The sequence below is a fragment of the Mesorhizobium loti genome, from assembly GCF_013170705.1.
Classification (GTDB): Bacteria; Pseudomonadota; Alphaproteobacteria; order Rhizobiales; family Rhizobiaceae; genus Mesorhizobium; species Mesorhizobium loti_D.
In genome coordinates, this window is record NZ_CP033334.1 from 4,638,586 (window position 1) to 4,655,499 (window position 16,914).

General features: G+C 61.7%; 16 protein-coding genes and 1 tRNA gene. 9 read left to right on the forward strand and 8 right to left on the reverse strand.

Annotated features, from left to right (window positions below; translation table 11 throughout):
• Positions 1-36: 36 nt before the first annotated feature.
• On the forward strand, positions 37-1,104 hold the full coding sequence (locus EB815_RS22590) for a BMP family ABC transporter substrate-binding protein (RefSeq protein ID WP_056577282.1): 1,068 nt from the start codon (positions 37-39) through the stop codon (positions 1,102-1,104).
• Positions 1,105-1,184: 80 nt separating this feature from the next.
• Here the strand turns inward: EB815_RS22590 and rimO are convergent, their stop codons facing one another.
• The 7 genes from rimO to EB815_RS22625 all read right to left on the reverse strand — a co-directional run bounded on the left by rimO (position 1,185) and on the right by EB815_RS22625 (position 7,194).
• Positions 1,185-2,498, reverse strand: coding sequence for a 30S ribosomal protein S12 methylthiotransferase RimO (gene rimO / locus EB815_RS22595; protein ID WP_056577286.1), 1,314 nt, complete (start codon positions 2,496-2,498; stop codon positions 1,185-1,187).
• A 164-nt stretch (positions 2,499-2,662) separates the two neighbouring features.
• Complete coding sequence (locus tag EB815_RS22600; protein ID WP_056577290.1) at positions 2,663-3,349, reverse strand: TerC family protein; 687 nt, start codon at positions 3,347-3,349, stop codon at positions 2,663-2,665.
• A 187-nt stretch (positions 3,350-3,536) separates the two neighbouring features.
• Entirely contained in the window at positions 3,537-3,944 is a 408-nt protein-coding gene (locus EB815_RS22605) for a DUF930 domain-containing protein (protein WP_056577293.1), read from the reverse strand.
• 56 nt (positions 3,945-4,000) lie between these two features.
• A complete protein-coding gene (locus tag EB815_RS22610; protein ID WP_056577296.1) occupies positions 4,001-4,699 on the reverse strand; it encodes a DUF2161 domain-containing phosphodiesterase in 699 nt (232 codons plus the stop codon).
• Between the two features lie 67 nt (positions 4,700-4,766).
• The gene (locus EB815_RS22615) at positions 4,767-5,573 is read right to left on the reverse strand and encodes an alpha/beta fold hydrolase (protein ID WP_056577297.1); all 807 of its coding nucleotides are present in this window, start codon (positions 5,571-5,573) and stop codon (positions 4,767-4,769) included.
• 140 nt (positions 5,574-5,713) lie between these two features.
• On the reverse strand, positions 5,714-6,547 hold the full coding sequence (locus EB815_RS22620) for a sterol desaturase family protein (RefSeq protein WP_244494143.1): 834 nt from the start codon (positions 6,545-6,547) through the stop codon (positions 5,714-5,716).
• Between the two features lie 557 nt (positions 6,548-7,104).
• Positions 7,105-7,194: transfer RNA gene (locus EB815_RS22625), tRNA-Ser, on the reverse strand.
• A 376-nt stretch (positions 7,195-7,570) separates the two neighbouring features.
• Between EB815_RS22625 and EB815_RS22630 the strand changes: the two genes are divergently transcribed.
• Complete coding sequence (locus EB815_RS22630; RefSeq protein ID WP_056577303.1) at positions 7,571-7,813, forward strand: hypothetical protein; 243 nt, start codon at positions 7,571-7,573, stop codon at positions 7,811-7,813.
• A gap of 257 nt (positions 7,814-8,070) precedes the next feature.
• On the opposite strand, the gene EB815_RS22635 is transcribed toward EB815_RS22630, so the two are convergent.
• On the reverse strand, positions 8,071-8,361 hold the full coding sequence (locus EB815_RS22635; RefSeq protein WP_056577306.1) for a hypothetical protein: 291 nt from the start codon (positions 8,359-8,361) through the stop codon (positions 8,071-8,073).
• 427 nt (positions 8,362-8,788) lie between these two features.
• Here EB815_RS22635 and EB815_RS22640 point away from each other — a divergent pair, with 427 nt between their 5' ends.
• The 7 genes from EB815_RS22640 (at position 8,789) to EB815_RS22670 (ending at position 16,457) form a co-directional block, all read left to right on the forward strand.
• On the forward strand, positions 8,789-10,018 hold the full coding sequence (locus EB815_RS22640) for a septal ring lytic transglycosylase RlpA family protein (protein ID WP_056577309.1): 1,230 nt from the start codon (positions 8,789-8,791) through the stop codon (positions 10,016-10,018).
• A 98-nt stretch (positions 10,019-10,116) separates the two neighbouring features.
• Positions 10,117-11,280, forward strand: coding sequence for a D-alanyl-D-alanine carboxypeptidase family protein (locus EB815_RS22645; protein WP_056577312.1), 1,164 nt, complete (start codon positions 10,117-10,119; stop codon positions 11,278-11,280).
• Positions 11,281-11,419: 139 nt separating this feature from the next.
• On the forward strand, positions 11,420-12,094 hold the full coding sequence (gene tmk, locus EB815_RS22650) for a dTMP kinase (RefSeq protein ID WP_056577315.1): 675 nt from the start codon (positions 11,420-11,422) through the stop codon (positions 12,092-12,094).
• On the forward strand, positions 12,091-13,146 hold the full coding sequence (locus tag EB815_RS22655) for a DNA polymerase III subunit delta' (protein ID WP_056577317.1): 1,056 nt from the start codon (positions 12,091-12,093) through the stop codon (positions 13,144-13,146). The genes tmk and EB815_RS22655 overlap by 4 nt, the downstream gene beginning before the upstream one ends.
• Before the next feature lie 138 nt (positions 13,147-13,284).
• Positions 13,285-14,838, forward strand: coding sequence for a methionine--tRNA ligase (metG, locus tag EB815_RS22660; RefSeq protein WP_056577320.1), 1,554 nt, complete (start codon positions 13,285-13,287; stop codon positions 14,836-14,838).
• Positions 14,838-15,632 (forward strand): TatD family hydrolase, encoded by a 795-nt coding sequence (locus EB815_RS22665; RefSeq protein ID WP_056577323.1) that lies wholly within the window; start codon positions 14,838-14,840, stop codon positions 15,630-15,632. Before metG ends, EB815_RS22665 begins: the two co-directional genes overlap by 1 nt.
• Before the next feature lie 3 nt (positions 15,633-15,635).
• Positions 15,636-16,457 carry an MBL fold metallo-hydrolase gene (locus EB815_RS22670; protein WP_056577326.1) on the forward strand — a complete coding sequence of 274 codons (822 nt, stop codon included), beginning with the start codon at positions 15,636-15,638 and terminating at the stop codon, positions 16,455-16,457.
• Positions 16,458-16,914 lie beyond the last annotated feature (457 nt).

Consider the following 16,914-nt stretch of genomic DNA (forward strand, 5'->3'; position numbering starts at 1 on the left):
GGGAAGCTCCAAGGCTTAACACAGAGAGGTAACACGATGAAAAAACTGCTTATTGCCCTGATGACGACGACAGCGGCATTGTCGCTGGCCGCGTCCGCGGAGGCTGCCGACAAGTTGAAGGCCTGCTGGGTCTATACCGGTCCGATCGGCGATTTCGGCTACTCCTACCAGCATGACCAAGGCCGCCTTGAGGTCGAGAAAGCGCTCGGCGACAAGGTCGAGACCGCCTATCTGGAGAACGTCTCCGAAGGGCCCGATGCCGACCGCGCCTTCGAGCGCCTGGCACGCGAAGGCTGCAAGATCATCTTCGGCACGTCGTTTGGCTTCATGGACGCGGAAGTGAAGGTCGCCAAGAAGTTTCCCAAGGTGATGTTCGAGCACGCCACCGGCTACAAGACCGGCGACAATCTCGGCATCTACAATGCCCGCTTCTACGAAGGCCGCTACGTACTCGGCCAGATCGCCGCCAAGGAATCGAAGTCGGGCGTCGCCGGCTACATTGTTTCCTTCCCGATCCCGGAAGTGGTGATGGGCATCAACTCCTTCATGCTGGGCGCGCAGTCGATCAACCCGAACTTCAAGGCCAAGATCGTCTGGGTGAACTCGTGGTTCGACCCGGGCAAGGAAGCCGACGCCGCCAAGGCGCTGTTCGACCAGGGTGCCGACATCATCGTCCAGCATACCGATTCGACCGCTGCCCTGCAGGTGGCCGAGGAGCGCAAGCTGCACGGCTTCGGCCAGTCGTCCGACATGATCAAGTTCGCGCCGAATGCGCAGCTGACCTCGCTGACCGACGAATGGGGGCCGTATTACATCAGCCGCGTGCAGGCAGCCATCGACGGCACCTGGAAGCCGGACAATGTCTGGCTCGGCATCAAGGACGGCGCGGTGAAGCTCGCGCCCTACACCAACATGCCCGACGATGTGAAGGCGATGGCCGAGACGACCGAGAAGAAGATCGCCGGTGGCTGGAACCCCTTCACCGGACCGATCGCCAAGCAGGACGGCTCGGCGTGGCTGAAGGACGGCGAGGTCGCCGACGACGGCACGCTGCTCGGCATGAATTTCTACGTGAAGGGCGTCGACGACAAGCTACCGCAGTAAGCGCGGCGCACCACGTTTCAAAATAGGAAAGGGCGCCGCGAGGCGCCCTTTTTATGTGCCCGGAGAAACGGTAGGGAGGCTCAGACAGCCGAACCGTAAAGGTCATAAGCGTCGGCACGCTCAATCTTCACCGTGACGATGTCGCCGGCACGCATAGGGCGGCGCGACTGGATGTGGACCGAGCCGTCGATCTCGGGCGCGTCGTATTTGGTGCGGCCCTTCGCCGAGGTGCCGTGCGCCTCGTCGATCAGCACCGGCAGGCGCTTGCCGACCTTCCTGGCCAGCTGCGTCGCCGAAATCTTCTGCTGGCGCTGCATGAAGCGGTGCCAGCGTGCTTCCTTGACTTCCTGCGGAACCTGTTCGAGGCCGAGGTCGTTGGAACGGGCGCCCTTGACCGGCTCGTATTTGAAGCAGCCGGCACGGTCGATCTTGGCCTCGTCCAGCCAGTCCAGCAGCATCTCGAAATCCTCGTCCGTCTCGCCGGGAAAGCCGACGATGAAGGTCGAGCGGATGGCGAGATCGGGGCATACGTCGCGCCAGCCGCTGATGCGTTCGAGCGTCTTTTCGCCATGCGCCGGACGACGCATGTTCTTCAGCACCTGCGGCGAGGCATGCTGGAACGGAATGTCGAGATAGGGAAGGATCTTGCCGTCGGCCATCAGCGGGATGACGTCGGCGACATGCGGGTAGGGGTAGACATAGTGCATGCGCACCCAGATGCCGAGCTTGCCCAGTTCTTCCGAGAGATCGAGGAATTTCGCGCGCACTTCGCGATCGCCGAACATCGACGTCTGATACTTGATGTCGATGCCGTAGGCACTTGTGTCCTGCGAGATTACGAGGAGTTCCTTGACGCCGGCCTTGGCCAGTTTTTCAGCTTCGCGCAGCACATCGGCGGCTGGGCGCGAAACGAGATCGCCACGCAGGGCGGGAATGATGCAGAAGGTGCAGCGGTTGTTGCAGCCTTCCGAGATCTTCAGATACGCATAGTGGCGCGGCGTCAGCTTGACCCCTTGCGGCGGCAGCAGGTCGATATAGGGATCGTGCGAAGGCGGAGCTGCCTCATGCACGGCGGCCATCACGCTCTCGTAAGCCTGCGGTCCGGTGATCGCCAGCACGTTGGGGTGCTTCTCGCGGATCACGTCCGGCTCGGCACCGAGGCAGCCGGTGACGATGACCCTGCCGTTTTCCGAAAGCGCGGAACCGATGGCATTGAGCGACTCGTCACGGGCGGAATCCAGGAAACCGCAAGTGTTGACCACAACGAGATCGGCGCCATCATGCTTGCGGGCGATCTCATAGCCTTCGGCGCGCAGCCGCGTGATGATACGCTCGGAATCCACGAGCGCCTTCGGGCATCCAAGGCTGACAAAACTGACGCGAGGGGCGGACATAGGCTGGTTTCCAATGGGGGTACGGGCCGAACGCTGATCCGGCCTCAAGTCGCTGTAAATGTCGGTCTGTGGCGCGTGGCTGAAGCCAATACGCGCGGCGCAATAGCATGGCTTCCGCAATCAAGCAAACCGGCCGACAGGCCGGTCCGGGCCATAAGGCTGCCTCAGTGGCCTCCGGACCCGAACCAGGGTGCCAGGAAAGCGAAGTGTTCGGGGAATTGCTGCACGGCCCCGTCAAGCAGCATTTTGACCGCGACATAGAGGATGATCACCAGGCCGAGATAGGCAATCCAGCGGTACTTGTGCAGCAGGCGCGCAACGAACGAGGCGGCAAACCCCATCAGGGCGATCGACAGCGCGAGCCCGACAATCAGCACCGTCGGATGGTTCATGGCCGCGCCGGCTACCGCCAGAACATTGTCGAGCGACATCGAAACGTCGGCAATGACAATCTGCCAGGCCGCCTGCGAGAAAGTCTTGCTTTGCCCCTTGCCGCCGATGACCCCATCCTTGTTGAAGTCGCCGTTCGACAGCGCTTCCGTAGCGTCACGCTCCTGCTCGTGGCTGACGCGCAATTCGCGCCACATCTTCCAGCAGACCCACAGCAAGAGCAGGCCGCCGCCGATAAGCAACATCGGCCCGATGGTGAGAAGCCATTGCGTGATCAAGGCGAAGAAAATGCGAAGGACGGTGGCCGCTGCGATGCCGACGAGAATGGCCCGTTTGCGCTGGCTGGCCGGCAGTCCGGCCGCGGCGAGGCCGATGACGATGGCATTGTCGCCCGCAAGCGCAAGATCGATGGCGATGACCTGAAGAAGGGCCGATAGGCCCGCGGCGGTAAATATTTCCATCGACCTGGAAGCCCTTCGCCGAGTGTTCGTCGTCGACTATTCCGACGGGCCTAAAGGCATGGTCCGCTGCCGTCAAGGCGCCGCATTGGACAACGCTGGAAAACCACTTTCGTGGCAGTGGCATTACAGGAGATTTTCAGCCGCCGCCGGCTCGTGAACCGAGGCCGATACAAGCCCGCGAAAAAAACTAGTCGTAGAGATTGTATTTTGCCCAGTCGGCTTCCGGAATCTCATCGCCGATCCGGTAGCGAAGCTGGAGAACTTCCATATGGTCCGGCCCCGTCTGGCATTTGAACTTCAGCCGGTACCATTGCCCCTTGCTGCGGAACGCCGCACCGGGGCTCCTGATCGCATCGGCGCTCATCTCAGGCGTGGCGAAGGCGTAGGCGACAACACGGTCGGCCTTGAACTTGCGATCGTCGTGGGTGATCCGGTCCAGGACTTCAGCATCGCACCGCTGCTCGAGGCGTGTTTGCGGATCAAGTTTCATCAGCCCGGCACGCAAGGCGTTGTCCATCGCGCTGGCCGGGAAAGCTAGCGTCAAGGACGCCATGGCCATCATGCAGAGTGTCTTCATGGGCGGGACAAGCAGCATGTTTTGTCTGAAAAATCAACCAAGAGGGGCGCTTCATGCCGGGCAAGCGGCCGCATTCAGGGGGTCGACGCAATCAAAATCTCGTGTCGGACATCCTCGTGCGAGGCCTGCGGCCAACGCACCAGCGAGGCGCGGCCGGCATCCGTGAGATCATAAAGGCCGCGGTCCACGCGCGCGAACCAGCCATAGACGTTGTGCTGCAGGATTTTCGGGGCGATCGGCGTCAGCGCCTTCAGATCGCGCGGCCGTTTGGGGCCGTGGACAAGCGCGGCGGCACAGGTGAGGGCGCTCTGGCGGTAGGCGGTCATGATCGGATTGCGCGATCCTCCGCCCGCGACAGGATCGCCGCGGCGGCGCTGGTGTTCGTCGACAAGGCGAGAGCGTCGCCGGGCATTCCTGCGTGGCTCAGGCGCGGCCGGGCTGACAAGCACTTCGACCTTGTCATTCGCGGTCACACCAAGCAAACCGAAACCGAGCCGGCGGCAGAGGTTGCGGAACCGGGCGTCGCTTTCGCGTCCCTTGCCCCGTGCCGACATACGCGCCGCCAGCCACACTTCGTCGCAAGCGGCCGCGCGGTCGACACCCTGCAGCACCAGTTCGAGGTTGAACTGCAGTTTCAGTTCGCAGATGACGACAATCGGCGGCTCGCCCTCGCGCAACGCGACGATGTCGCAGCCGCCAATCTCCCCCTTCACCAAGAAGTCGAGACTTTCGAGGAACCGCTTCACCGGCGCATAAAGGGAGGTTTCGTTCATGTCCCAAGGCTTAGCCGATTCGAGGCAAAAAGCCTTCCGGCTTCAGGGAGCGCAGTGCGCCGGATGCTCAGGAATGGATATTGCCCAGGAAAGCCAAGAGCACGCTGTTGAACTGCCCTGGGCGTTGCAGCGGTGCGAAATGGCTGACGTCAGGCAGGATGATCAATTCCGATGCCGGGACGTTTTGGGACAGATAGTTCGCGTGCTCCCGCTTGATGAATTCGTCATGTTCACTTTGAACGATCGCCACGGGCACGCTCGTCCGTGCCAGGTCGGCGGCGGAATAATTGGGTTCAGTCTTCATCATCAGGCCGACGGCTTTGACGAATGCATCGAACTGGCCCGGCGTTGCCGATAGTTCGGCATAGTCCTTGGCGTGCCGGCCCAAACATCGATCGATGACCGGGCCGGGCTCGAATTCCCTGGTGCCGCTCGGGTCCATGTTGCAGCCGAAGAAGAACACACCAGTGATCCGATCGGCGGCCTTCATGCCAAGGATGAGCGCAACGCACGCGCCATCGCTCCAACCCACCACAGCCGCCTTTTCCAATTGCAGCGTGTCCATCACGGCCAGGACGTCGGACGCCATCAGCTCGTATTTGTACGGTCGCCCGTCACGGGTGCTGCGCCCGTGGCCACGGCTGTCGATCACCACGACCCGATAGCCGGCCTTGACCAGCTCGGGAACCTGAAATCCCCAATTTCCGCTGTGACCAAGGCCGCCATGCAACAAGATTACGGGAAGGCCGGCCCCAAACGTGGCGTACCAGATTTTCGCGCCCTCGTTTTCCACCCGGCCTTCGTGCCTGGCGGCCGGCAGGGGCGCGGCGCCATGCGCTTCGAATCTGCTGAGGTCGTCGTCTTGATAATCCATGCCGAGAACGCTCCGAGGCCAACGCGCAGCACCTATAATTATTGCTGGTGCCCGCCAAAACCAACCCACGACGCAATCTCCTCTGCCGGGCGACACCGCCATTTCGAGCAGCAGATGGCGGTTCCCATTGATGTGAGCCGTCAGGTTTCCGTGCTCGGCACTGCCGGTTTCGATAGCTTGCCGCGAGGCATAAGCGGATAGCCGACCTGACCGAAGTAGCTGGACGGGATCGGATCATCGACACCGTATTTTTCCGGCACCTTGTTGCCGGTGGCATTGTAGGTGCCGAACACCATGTCGAGGAGGGGGAGTTGGCCGGCGAAGTTCTTGTCATAAGCCTCGCGCTGGTTGGCATGGTGCCAGCGATGGAATTGCGGGCTGGCGATCAGCCACTTCAAGGGACCAAACGGAATCCGCAGGTTCGAATGCACAAGCAGCGTGTGCCAAAAATATATGACCGAGAAGGCGGCGATCGAGGCATCGGAGAATCCGAGGAAAAAGATCGGCGCCAGCGATATCGCCTTTGTGGCAATCGCGTCGACCGGATGGGAGTGGAAAGCCCCGAGCCAGTCCAGTTCCTCAATGCCGTGGTGTACCGCGTGGAACCTCCAAAGCGCAGGGATTTTGTGGAAGGCCCGGTGCGCCCAATAGACGCCGATGTCGGTGATCAAGATGATTTCGGCGACCTGCAACCAGACGGGCTGACCGCCGACGGCGCGCATCATCGATTGCGGGACCACGATTGCGGCGGCGTCAAGCGTGTAGGCCGCTATCAGGACGACGGCCACTTTTATGATGAAGCCGTTAAACAGCACATAGATCAGATCCACACCCAAGCCCTTGCGGAAGGTCTTCTGGGGCCGCTCGTGGAACAGATGTTCGAACGGAATGAATATCAACGCGGAGATCAACAGCGCCTTGATGCCAAAAATATCCATTCGCCCGCCTCTATGGCCCCGGCCTTTGGCCAGCACCCGCTCGCACTTCAGCTTCTGGACAGAACCATATTTCTCCTTTCCAAAGGCTTGATGCCGACTTTCGTCTTTGCGGCCGGGCAGGTGACGGAGGCGCCCGCCGGCATGTCACACCTGTGTCGCAACCGGGCGATATCTGTGTAGCGCGCGGTGGCGAACGCAGCGCGTCGCGCGTCCTCCCAGGACTAACCCCTCCGGTTCCCTGCCGGCGGGGTTTTCTATTTCAAGTCTTGGCGTCGTCCTTGCTATTGCGACCCCACGGTCAGCACAGGACCTCTATCATGAAATGGGTGCGATCGGCGACACCCTCATGAGGATCGGAGACTGGTGCCCTGGATTTGAATCTGCGTCGTGTCACGCCAGGCAGTTGAGCTTAGGCATTGAGGCTCTTCCTTCGGAAAATACCCGGTTTTCGGAAGGACGATACCCGGTTTTGTGCCCGGCTTTCAATGCGATCAACTGGTATTGAAATCGACCGAATTTGGACTCTGGAATAGGACGAATGGTAGCGTTTTCAGTGCCTTATGGTATCAATTTCAATCAAAAAGATGGGCATCTGGCGGAGGGAGTGGGATTCGAACCCACGGTGAACTTGCGCCCACGCCGGTTTTCAAGACCGGTGCCTTAAACCGCTCGGCCATCCCTCCAAGCAGCTGCAATCATTGCCCTTTGACAATTTGCGTGGGGTCATGGATTGCCCGTTGATACGCAGTTTGCAGCTGTTTTGCCTTTTCGCTCGCTGCTTATAGCGGCCTGAAGCGCAACGTCAACTTGCTCCGCTCCATCAGCCTGCATGCCTGGCATATCGTGGGAGCAAAGGTCTGGAGTCATCCCGATGTTCGGATGGCCCGCTCGTTCGCCTAGGGGACCGTAGGCTGAAAACATCTGTGTGCGTGGGGGCGTCGAAGGGCGTGGAAGCGTGGCAGCGGCGGGCTGAGGATTAAATATTCTCTTGCGCTAATATAAAAGTGACGTAACGTCACTCCCCAGCATCTTGGGGATGCGCAACCGTGGGGAAGTACGATGAGAGTGGTCATATTTTGCGCGGCACTCGTGATCGCTGCGACCGGTGTCGCCGTTGCCAAGGAGAAGAAGGTCGCGGTCAGCGATGCCGCGGCCCTGTGCTCCACGAAACATTCGAGCAAGAAGCCGAAGCCGGAGCTGGACTGCAACTTGACCGGAACAACTAAATTGCCTGATGGAACGACACCGGGAAGGCCGCGTCTGGGATACGACGCCAATCCGTGGGTCATGACTGGCTTTTAAAGCCGGGTTCAGGCGAACAGCAGAGTAGCGGCCCTTACCTTTGAGGGCCGTCCAGGATATCGCCGGGAGGGAAGTCGCGCTCATCCAGTGGAGCACTCCAGGACCGGGGCGGGCGGCTGGACGAAACGGTTCAAGCCGTACGTCCCTCACGCGCACCCTTACGAATCCGTAAGTCGCGCATATGGGCATTGTCTCGTAGGCTGCATGGTCGGAGCGGCGATGCCCATCGATGCTCCACGGGGTGTGCACAGACCACCCTACAGCCCGTTGCCTTTGCCTGCCCCCCAAGCTTGGCAACGGGCTGATCCCATCACCATCAGAGGCTCCCGATTCTTATCGTCGGCCATCATGCTGCGCCGGGCGATTGTGTAGGCGAACACTCGCCCGCCGTCCGCGTCGATCACGCGGATCCATTCCTTGCCCCATTTCTGGGAGGCGGATCCCCGGCCAGTCATTGCCTCGGCAGCCGCGGCTGGATTGCTTGCTTCGACGGCCTTGGATCTCATTACCCGGTCGTAGCGCATTTCCGCGACATCGTAGACTGGCATCGTACGCCCCCCAACAAACCCACACAAAGGCTAGAATAGGCGCATTAATCTGCACAGTCGTCATTTGACGACTTTGCAGAACTGCCGATGGCGGCGGTTTTGTCTGGTGCCACCCTACAATCCGGGCCGTAGTTGCTCCCCGATGCGACGGCTAAGAAGTCCACACACGCAAGCCCGCTCATCACTGCCCCGTTCGCGCAGTTGGATTGGGGACGTTTTGAGCCCGGAAAGAAGCGGTTGCTCACGCAGCAAGTACTGCCACAATCTTGCCCGGTTCCGGCCACAATCGGTTAATACCGTAATAAGCAATTCCTGTGCACAAAGGATCGGGGTTCAGGGCGTCGTTGATATCGTCGAGTGAGTGCTTTGGCTCCTCTGTTGTTCGAACAACGGCGTCTTGATTGAGACTGTAGGGGATTTCAGGAAAATGCAGGCTACGACGCGCCCGCGTCTTCGTCGCGCTTCAACGCTTACGCTGCTTGCTGCGTCGGCTGCCTTGCTGGCAGCCTGCGCGTCGCAGCCCGAGCCGAAAGCGATGGTGAATCCCAAGCCTCGTTCCAAGGAATATTTCGCCGAGACCGAATATGGCGTGAAGGCGAGCCCGCGCGCCAATTTCATGCGGCGCGGAGGCGGTCGCGACCAGCTCGGCAAGCCCTACCAGGTTCGTGGCAAGTGGTACTATCCCAAGGAAGATCGGCATTACGCCAAGGTCGGCCTGGCTTCGTGGTACGGCGACGCCTTCCATGGCCGGCTGACCGCCAATGGCGAAGTCTACGACATGACGCATCTGACGGCCGCGCATCCGACCATGCCGCTGCCAAGCTATGCCCGCGTCACCAATCTCAAGACCGGCAGCTCCGTCATCGTGCGCGTCAACGACCGTGGGCCGTATCACGAGGGCCGCATCATCGATGTCTCGGAGCGCGCGGCGCAAATGCTCGATTACGCCAATGTCGGCACCGCCGAGGTGAAGGTGGAGTATGTCGGCCGCGCGCCGCTTGATGGCAACGACGACCAGTATCTGATGGCATCCTACCATCCAGGCAACCGGATTCCGGATCCGTCGGATGGCCTGCCAACCGGCGTCATGGTGGCCATGAACGGACCGTCGCCAAGCCTGCCCGTGGGTGCGGCAGCCGTACCGTTTCCGGGTCAGTTGACGACTTCCGGCGGGGCGTTCGCCACGCAGCAGGCTCTGTCTGCGCAGGCGCCGGCCCTGGGCGACCTGGCGCTGCCCGATTTCGGACCGATCGTTCCCGAGCGCCCGGAGATCGGCCTGCCGCCGCAGTCGCCATTCGCGATTGCCTCGCTGTCCTACGCGGATGAACGCGTGCGGCGCGCGGATGTCTTTGCCGTACTCGACGACAACGGCATGTCGCCCGCAGACATTCTGCGGTCGTGGAACAAGTCCAATCCGCAAGCAACGCCGTCCAGCGCCGACTATGTCGCCGCCGGCACGTTTGACGATGCCGCCGAAGCCAAGCGCGTGGCAGCGGCACTTCAACCCTTCGGCAGAACGGAGATCCAGCGTTCCGATCTCGACGGCAATGATTGGTATGCGGTCAATCTCTATCCGAACGGCCATGGCGGCCTGGACGAGTTGCTGGAGGCGGCATGGTCGCATGGCGCGCCCGATGCACTGGCCGTGCGCAACTGATTCACGAGCCGGTTTTCCGCTGAACAGTTGATCCGTCCCGGAAAAAGCCCGATAGTTTCGCGGGCTTGCCGGAGGGACCGGCCAACGGGTCGAATTTCATGCAGTTTCGCTTGCTTCAGCCTTTTGCCGGGTTTTTTCTTCTCGGTCTCCTGATTTCCCTTGCCCCGGCCCACGCGCAGCTGTTCGAGACCAAGGCCACACAGGCCTTCATGATCGATGCCGATACCGGCACGGTGCTGTTCTCCAAAAACGCCGACACGCCCATCCCACCGGCCTCGATGGCCAAGCTGATGACCATGGAAGTGGTTTTCAACGCCATCAAATCCGGGCGGCTCAAGCTCGACGACACGTTCGTGGTGAGCGAAAACGCCTGGCGCAAGGGCGGCGCGCCGTCGGGAACATCGACGATGTTTGCCAAGCTCAAATCGGCGATCCGGCTCGAGGACCTGATCCAGGGCGTGACCGTGCAGGCCGCCAATGACGGCTGCATCGTCATCGCCGAAGGCATGGCCGGGTCAGAGGATAATTTTGCCGCGCAGATGACCGAGCGCGCCCGCCAGATCGGTCTCAAGACATCGACCTTCGTCAATTCGACCGGCCTGCCGGCCGACGGCCAGCAGACGACCGTGCGCGAACTGGCGCAGCTGGCCCTGCATTTGTGGCGCGATTACCCGGATTTCTATCGCTACTATGGCCTGAAGGATTTCACCTGGAACAAGATCTCGCAGAGGAACCGCAATCCGCTGCTGGCCATGGATATCGGTGCCGATGGCCTGGCGGTCGGTGCGAGCGAGGCGTCCGGCTTCGGCATCGTCGCTTCGGCTAGCCACAATGGCGCCCGGGTGGTCGCGGCGATGAGCGGGTTCGCCAATGACAAGGAACGCGCCGAGGAGGCGCGAAAGCTGCTCGACTGGGGCGCGCGCTCCTTCGAGAAGACCGAGATCTTCGCCAAGGACGAGGTGGTTGGCGAGGCCCAGGTTTTTGGCGGCGCGAAATCCGGCGTGACGTTGAAGGCAAAAGGGCCGATCGCCATCTTCCTGCCGATCACCAACCGCGACAAGCTGACGGCCAGGATCGTCTATAATGGCCCGGTCGCCGCACCGGTGGAGGAGGGCCAGCCGGTGGGTGCGCTGCGCGTCTGGATCGGCGACACGCTGAGCCAGGAGACACCGCTTTTCGCCGCCGAATCGATCGGCGTCGGCACGCTGCCACAGCGCGCGCTCGATGCCGTCAAGGAACTGGCGATCGGCTGGCTGCGCTGATGCATGTCGCTCAAAAGTGGCCACGGTTTTGAGACAAAGACATGCATGAAAGCAAAAATCTGACGGCATGGACGTTTCGCCGAACGCGGACTATCTAGAGCGCAACAATCCACTCCAACATGGACAAAGGCCGTTTCGATTGGCGCGCGGATTTTTCATCACCTTCGAAGGCGGCGAGGGCGCAGGCAAGTCGACGCAGATCGAGCGGCTGGCAAGGAAGATGCGCGCCAAGAAGTATGATGTCCTCGTCACCCGCGAACCGGGCGGTTCGCCAGGCGCGGAAGCGGTCAGGCATGTGCTGCTTTCGGGCGCCGCGGAGCCATTCGGGCCGAAGATGGAAGCACTGCTCTTCGCAGCCGCCCGTTCCGACCATGTCGAACAGGTCATCAGGCCCGCGGTCGAGCATGGCTCCATCGTTCTTTGCGACCGCTTCCTGGATTCTTCGCGCGTCTACCAGGGCGTCACCGGCGGAATCGACCCGGCATTCATGGCTACGCTCGAACAGGTCGCCATCAACGGCATGATGCCCGACATCACGCTGGTCTTCGATATCGATCCGGCCGAGGGCCTCCGGCGCGCGACCCTGCGGCGCGGCAGCGACGCCGGCGCCGACCGCTTCGAAAAGGAGACGCTGGCCATCCATCAGGCCCGGCGCGAAGCCTTCCTGGCGATCGCCGCGGCCGAGCCGGAGCGCTGCATCGTCGTCGACGCATCCGCCGATCCCGATACGGTGGAGCATGTCGTCACCGCCGCCGTGTTCGCGGCACTGGAGGCGAGGGCGCCCGCGCGCAACAGGCAGGCCGCACCGGTATGATCTTCGAACGCATCGCGCCGGAACAGCATGATACGCTGGACGGCGTGCCCGAGCCGGCCGAAACGCCTCGCCTGGTCGGGCACGGACAGGCCGCCGAGATGCTTGCCGCCGCCTATCGATCCGGAAAGCTGCCACATGCGCTGATCTTCGCGGGGCCGGTCGGCATCGGCAAGGCGACGCTGGCCTTCCATCTTGCGCATCACCTGTTGAAGCACCCAGACTTCGCACAGGCGCCGGAAAGCCTTGCCGTTCCCGATCCGGCCTCGTCGCTGTTTCGCCAGATCGCGACCGGAGCGCATCCGGGCGTACTGCATCTGACCCGGCCGCTGAACGACAAGACCAAGAGCTTCAAGACCGTCGTCACGGTCGACGAAATCCGCCGGGTCAGCCGCTTCCTGTCGATGACCTCGCATGACGGCAGCTACCGGGTGGTAATCGTCGATCCAGCCGACGACATGAATGCCAACGCCGCCAATGCCTTGCTCAAAAATCTTGAGGAGCCGCCGGCCCGAACGCTGTTCATTCTCATCGTTCATGCGCCGGGCAGCCTGCTGCCGACGATCCGCTCGCGCTGCCAAGTGGTGCGCCTGACACCGCTCGGCGCCGACGAGTTGCTGGCGGTGCTGGAGACCGCGGAGCCGCCGCCACCGGACGATCCGGCCGCCCGGGCAGCGCTGGTCGAACGGGCAGGGGGCAGTGTGCGCAATGCAATCCTGCTGACGCAATATGGCGGGTTGGAAATCGCCCAGACACTCGATGCGCTGGTGGCGGCGGGAAGGACCGATATCGGCGGAGCCTACAGGTTAGCGGAAGCCGTCGCCGGCCGCGACCAAGCGATTCAGTTCGATATCTTCAACCGCCGCGCGCTCGACCTGTTGTCGGATGCCGCAAGCCAGGCAGCGCTGTCAGGCGACCTCGCACGAGCGAAAACGCTGTCGGACACTTGGCATGAGGCGCTGGACGCGATATCTGAGACCGACACCTACAATCTCGACAAGAAGCAGCACGCCTTGACCATGATCGACCGCCTGAATTCTGCGATGCGAATGTGACGGCCTTTTGGTGCATGCCGTTGGCCCAAAACCGGGGCCACTTTTGGGCGGCATGCATCGGCACCGGGATGGCAATCGCCATTCCGATGCGATATCCACCGCCACGGCTTCCATTCAGACATTCATGACGGTTCATTCATGTCACGCGACACATTCTACATCACGACCGCGATTTCCTATCCGAACGGCAAGCCGCATATCGGCCATGCCTACGAACTGATCGCCACCGACGCGCTGGCGCGCTTCCAGCGGCTCGACGGCAAGCAGGTCTTCTTCCTCACCGGGACTGACGAGCACGGCATCAAGATGCTGCAGACGGCGAAGCGCGAAGGCATTTCGGCGCGCGAACTGGCCGATCGCAACGCGGCCGATTTCAAGCGCATGGCGATCGCGCTCAACGCCTCCAATGACGATTTCATCCGCACCACGGAAGAACGGCACTACGCGTCCTCGCAGGCGATCTGGAAGGCGATGGATGCCAATGGCGATATCTACAAGGGCGGCTATGCCGGCTGGTACTCGGTGCGCGACGAAGCCTATTACGGCGAGGAAGAGACGGAGGTCCGTCCCGACAATGTCCGGTACGGGCCGCAGGGAACGCCGGTCGAATGGGTCGAGGAAGAGAGTTACTTCTTCCGTCTCTCTGCCTACCAGGACAAGCTCATTGCCCTTTACGAAACTCAGCCCGATTTCATCGGCCCGGCGGAGCGACGTAACGAGGTGATGAGCTTCGTCAAGTCGGGGCTGAAGGACCTGTCGATCTCGCGCACCACCTTTGACTGGGGCGTGCCGGTTCCGGGCGACGAGAAACACGTCATGTATGTCTGGGTCGACGCCCTGACAAACTACATCACCGGCGTCGGTTATCCCGATGAAAATGATGGGAAATGGCGTTTCTGGCCGGCCGACGCCCACATCATCGGCAAGGACATTGTGCGCTTCCATGCGGTTTACTGGCCGGCCTTTCTGATGTCGGCCGGCATCCCGCTGCCGAAGCGCGTCTTCGGCCATGGCTTCCTGTTCAACCGCGGCGAGAAGATGTCGAAATCAGTCGGCAACGTCATCGACCCGTTCACCATGGTCGAGCATTACGGTCTCGACCAGGTGCGCTATTTCTTCCTGCGCGAAGTGCCGTTCGGCCAGGACGGCAGCTACAGCCATGAAGCGATCGTCAACCGCACCAACGCCGACCTCGCCAACGGCCTCGGCAATCTGGCGCAGCGCTCGCTGTCGATGATCGCCAAGAACTGTGGCGGCGTGGTGCCGAAGCGCGGAGACCTGACCGATGCCGATAGCACGATCCTGGATCAGGCGGTGGCCGCTCTGGCCACCGCGCGCAAGGCCATGGCCGAGCAAGGCATCCATCTGGCGCTGGCGGCGATCTTCGCCGTGGTGTCGGAAGCTGATCGCTATTTCGCCGGGCAGGAGCCATGGGCCCTGAAGAAGACCAATCCGGAACGTATGGAAACGGTGCTGTGGACGACAGCCGAAGTGGTGCGGCGCGTGGCGGTGATGTGCCAGCCCTACATTCCAGGTTCGGCGACGAAGCTGCTCGACCTGCTGGCGGTGCCGGCGGACCAGCGTAACTTCGAGCATGTCCACGCCGACTATGCGCTTGTGCCCAGCACGGCACTACCCATGCCGGAAGGCGTGTTTCCGCGTTACGTCGAACAGCCAGGCGCGAACGCCTGATGCTCGTTGACAGCCATTGCCACCTGGACTTTCCAGATTTCGCCGAGGAGCGGGCGGCCATTGTCGCCCGCGCCAAAGCGGCCGGTATCGGCCGCATGGTGACGATCTCGACGCGCGTAAAGCGGTTTCAGCAAATCCTTGAAATCGCTGAAACTTTTGATGAGGTTTACTGCTCGGTCGGCACCCATCCGCATAATGCCGCCGAAGAACTCGATGTCACCGCATCGGACCTTGTTCGTCTTGCCGATCACCCGAAGGTGGTGGCGGTCGGCGAGGCGGGGCTCGATTACTTCTACGACAAGGCGCCGCGCGATGCGCAGGCGCAGGGCTTTCGCAATCACATCGCGGCGGCTCGCGAGACCGGGCTGCCGCTGGTCATCCATTCGCGCGATGCCGATGACGACATGGCGGCCATTCTCGAGGACGAAACAGGGAAGGGCGTCTTCCCTTTCATCCTGCACTGTTTTTCCTCCGGACGCCGGCTGGCCGAGGTGGGCGTCTCGCTCGGCGGCTATGTGTCGTTCTCGGGCATCCTGACCTTCAAGAACTCTGCCGAATTGCGCGCCGTCGCCGCCGACGTGCCGCATGACCGGCTGCTCGTCGAAACCGACGCGCCATACCTGGCGCCGATCCCATTCCGCGGCAAGCGTAATGAGCCGGCCTATGTCGCGCACACCGCCAAGGTGCTGGCGGAGACGATTGGTGTCAGCGAAGCTGAAATCGCCGATCTGACGACGAACAATTTCTTCCGGCTGTTCGGCAAGATGCCGCGACCTGCCGATCTGAGCGCCTGATCGATGACTGACCGGCTGCGCCTGACCATCCTTGGCTGCGGCTCGTCGCCAGGTACGCCGCGCATCACCGGCGACTGGGGCAATTGCGACCCGGACAACCCGAAGAACCGGCGCATGCGTACGGCCGTTCTGGTTGAACGGATCGCATCGAATGGCAACCGCACGACCGTCGTCATCGACACTGGGCCCGACTTCCGCCAGCAGATGCTGATGGCCTCTGTCAGGCGCATTAACGCGGCCGTCTACACGCATCCGCACGCCGATCACATCCACGGCATCGACGACCTGCGCGGCTTCGTCCTCGATCAGCGCCAGCGGATCGATATTCACGCCGACGAGCCGACAATGCTGCGGCTGCGCCAGGCGTTCGGCTACTGCTTCGAGACACCACCCGGCAGTTCCTATCCGCCGATCGTCAATGCCCATATCATCGACCACGCAAAGCCTGTGGTGATCGAAGGAGAGGGGGGTGCCCTCACCCTTGAACCATTGCCGCAGGTCCATGGCGACATCATCTCGCTCGGGTTTCGCATTGGAGCCCTGGCCTATTGCCCTGACATCAGCGACTTTCCCGACGCCACCGCCGAGCGGCTGTGCGGCCTGGAGATGCTGGTCATCGACGCGTTGCAGTACAAAACCCACCCCAGCCATCTGTCACTCGGCCAGGCGCTCGGCTGGATCGAGAAGCTGGCGCCGAGGAATGCCGTGCTGACCCACATGCACGTGCCTCTCGACTATGCCACCGTAATGGCCGAGACGCCGGCCAACGTAGCGCCTGCCTATGACGGCATGATGATCGAAATCCCTTACGAATCAGCACGATAGATCGATTCTCTCGCGAACCGCAAGTCATGAAATCGTTCAAGCTGGGTAGAAGCCGGAAAGCCTGGACCTTTCGGGCATGGAGGTTCCGTGGCAATCGGTGCGGCAAGGCTGATGCATGCTGAGGCTTTTTCAGCTGGAAGGTCGCAGCCATGAGCGAACGTGACTGACTGGCCCATGGCCACGACGATCTGGTGAGGAAATCCAGGTCGGATGGCGGTGGCATCTGGGCTGCCTCATTTGTCGGTAAGCGCACCGTATGCCGTGCACCGTGGAGCAACATCGCGCTGATTTCCTGCGGCAAACCGACCTGGCGCCATCAGCGTCGTATCCAGCCGGATTCCGGCCTGCGGTCCTCATTGTCGCGCTGCTCACGTCCGTAAGTTCCATAATCTATCTTATGCGACTTTTGTACGCGCACGCTTCGCCCCTGAGCGGCCTCGGACAGCGTGTAAGTTTC